This window comes from Rubrivirga sp. (genome assembly GCF_049648075.1).
Lineage (GTDB): Bacteria > Bacteroidota > Rhodothermia > Rhodothermales > Rubricoccaceae > Rubrivirga.
In genome coordinates this window covers 1-2,453 of record NZ_JBARYR010000346.1, presented here as the reverse complement: position 1 = coordinate 2,453, position 2,453 = coordinate 1, and the positions used below count along the sequence as shown (strand labels likewise).

Annotated in this window: 2 protein-coding genes; both read right to left on the bottom strand. The window is 72.4% G+C overall.

Features of this window, described 5'->3' with window-relative positions; genetic code table 11:
• Window positions 1-464: 464 nt before the first annotated feature.
• Window positions 465-830: an endonuclease domain-containing protein gene (locus WBA11_RS10265; protein ID WP_424520601.1), complete on the bottom strand. Its 366-nt coding sequence runs from the start codon at window positions 828-830 to the stop codon at window positions 465-467.
• A gap of 202 nt (window positions 831-1,032) precedes the next feature.
• On the bottom strand, window positions 1,033-2,100 hold the full coding sequence (locus WBA11_RS10260; protein ID WP_424520600.1) for an alkaline phosphatase family protein: 1,068 nt from the start codon (window positions 2,098-2,100) through the stop codon (window positions 1,033-1,035).
• Window positions 2,101-2,453: the final 353 nt, after the last annotated feature.

The window sequence follows — 2,453 nt, the reverse complement described above, 5'->3', positions numbered from 1 at the left end:
GCCCGGAGATTACGCGCGCTTCCGGTCGCCCCTCGAGGTCGGGGATTGGGGATTGCGGATTGGGGATTGGGGATTGGGGATTGGGGATTGGGGATTGGACCGGGCGCCGTGCCGGGGTTCCCGCCCTCGAGGCCACCGGCCGCCCCGCACCACCCCGAGCCCCCCAGGTCGAGTCCCCCCTCCTCGGATGAGGAGGGGACAGGGGGTGGTGAGCGTCCGACCTCGACCTCGAGGGCGGACCGTACGGTCACGCTCGCGGGTCCGGCGGCAAGACGGTCCACCACCCCTGTCCCCTCCTGTCCAGGAGGGGGACCTCGCGGGGGGCACCGAGTGCGGGCGGGCTTGACCTCGAGGACGCTCCGTCGCCGAACACCACCTCGCCAGCTCAAGAGCTCCCAGGTCGAGTCCCCCTCCTCGGATGAGGAGGGGGACAGGGGGTGGTGACCAATCGACCTCGAGGCCGCCTACCCCTCCGCCCTCACCGCGTCCCGAACCCGCTCGACCACCACGTCCAGCGTCTCGAGCACCTCCGCGTTCGTCGCCCGCACGACCCGGATCCCACGCGCCTCGAGCCATCGCTGCCGATCCCCGTCGTACGCCGCCCGCGCCGGGTCGTCATGAACGCCGCCGTCGACCTCGAGGCCGAGCCTCCGGCTGGGGCAATAGAAGTCGAGGACGAACCGCCCGACGCTGTGCTGACGCCGGAACTTGAGGCCGTCGAGGCGCCGGCCCTTGAGGGCGGACCACAGGACGGCCTCGGCCTTGGTGGCGCCGTTGCGGAGAGCGCGGCGCCGGTCGAGGAGGTCGGGGCGGTTGTGGTGCTGGCCCATCGGGGGTGGAGACCACGTTGGGGCGGAGGCGTAACGGGGCGGCCTCGAGGACGAACCGACCACCCCCTGTCCCCCTCCTCACGCAGGGAGGGGGGACTTGACCTGGAGACCTCGACGGTGGGGCGGCTCTCCGAGACAGTCGGCGACCTCGAGGACGGGAGGCACGGGTCGGGTGGCGGCGCCCTCGAGGACGGCGACCTGGCTACCGCGCGACCTCGAGGCCGCCGAGCGTCGAGCCGGGGACGGCGGGCAGGCCCAGGAGCGAGAGCGAGAGGTTGGCCGCGTCGCCGTTGCGGATCGGCGCGGCGCCCTGGTCGTCGGCGGGGTCGAGGCGCTGCGTATTGAGCGTGTACAGGTCGCCCGGCCGGATGCCCGGCCCCCAGACGTAGAACGGGACCCGGATGTGGTCGATGTGGGCCGACCCGTGCTCCCGCCCCCGGCCCCCGTGATCGGACGTCACGAGCACGACCGTCCGGCCCTGGAGCCGCCCGTCGGCCTCGATGGTGTCGATGACCCGTCGGACGTGGGAGTCGGAGCGCTCGACGGCCGTGAGGTAGGGGCTGCCGCGGCCCAGGTCCCACCCGTGCTCGTGGCCCGCAAAGTCCGGGTCCCGGAGGTGGACGAACGAGTAGGACGGCGGGTCGGAGAGGAGGTCCGATGCGAGGCGGTCCAGGAGCCGGTCCGTGTCGTGGTGGTGGAAGTAGACGTCGAGCTTATTCGCGCCGTCGTCCGGGCCGGTCACGTCCGGCGCCCCTTGGAAGGCGTAGCTCCGCTCGAGGAGGGAGAACTTCTCCTTGCTGACGTAGGCGCCCGTCCGCCCACCGTGGTCGTGGACGACGTCGAACACGCTGGGCACGTAGGTGCCCTGGTTGCCGTGGACCGTCGCATCGGTCAGGCCGTCGTTGTCCGACCAACCGTGGCCGCTCTCGCCGTACGTCGAGCGGCCCGTCAACTGCGAGATGTGGTTCGGGAGCGTGTGACGGATGCCGGGGTCCGTCCGCGCGTTGTGGGTGTGGACGCTCTCGCGGAGCAGGCGGGACAGCGCGGGCGCCCCTGCGTCTCCGAGCACGTCGACGGCGTCCGGTCGGAGACCGTCGATGCTCACGTGGACCACGTAGCGAACCGAGTCGAGGTCGCCGAACCCGCCGGGCCGGTTGTCGACGGCCTCGGGCGCCGGAGCAATGGAGCCCACCGACTCGGTGTCGCACGCGGCGAGCGCGCCGGCGACCAAGACGGCGACGGCAAGGAGACGGATAGAGGGGGACGCCACGACCATCGGGGCCGACAAGATCCGTACGGACGGGGGGCGTCGTGCCCGTCCCCGCAATTTCCAAGAGCATCGGGTGGTCGCCGGCCGTCCTCCGTGGCCTCCACCGTCCCACTGCCGAGGTGGGGCGATGCCCGGTCTTCGAGGCCGACGAGATCCGCGCCCGGTCGGGGACGTTCGTCGGGGGTCCCCTTGCCTCCGCGAATGCGCTCTGCTCTCGTCTTCCTGCTCGTCGCCACGGCCGCTTCGGCCCAGCCCGCCGACACGCTCGGCACCGTCGAGGTCACGGCCGCGGTCCCGTACGCGCTTTCGAGCGCGACCGCGCCGCTCGCGCTCGCCTCGAGGACGAGGCCCGC

Excerpts from the sequence above, each read along its gene's own strand:
- WBA11_RS10265 (WP_424520601.1), bottom strand. The coding sequence starts at position 830 with ATGGGCCAGCACCACAACCGCCCCGACCTCCTCGACCGGCGCCGCGCT.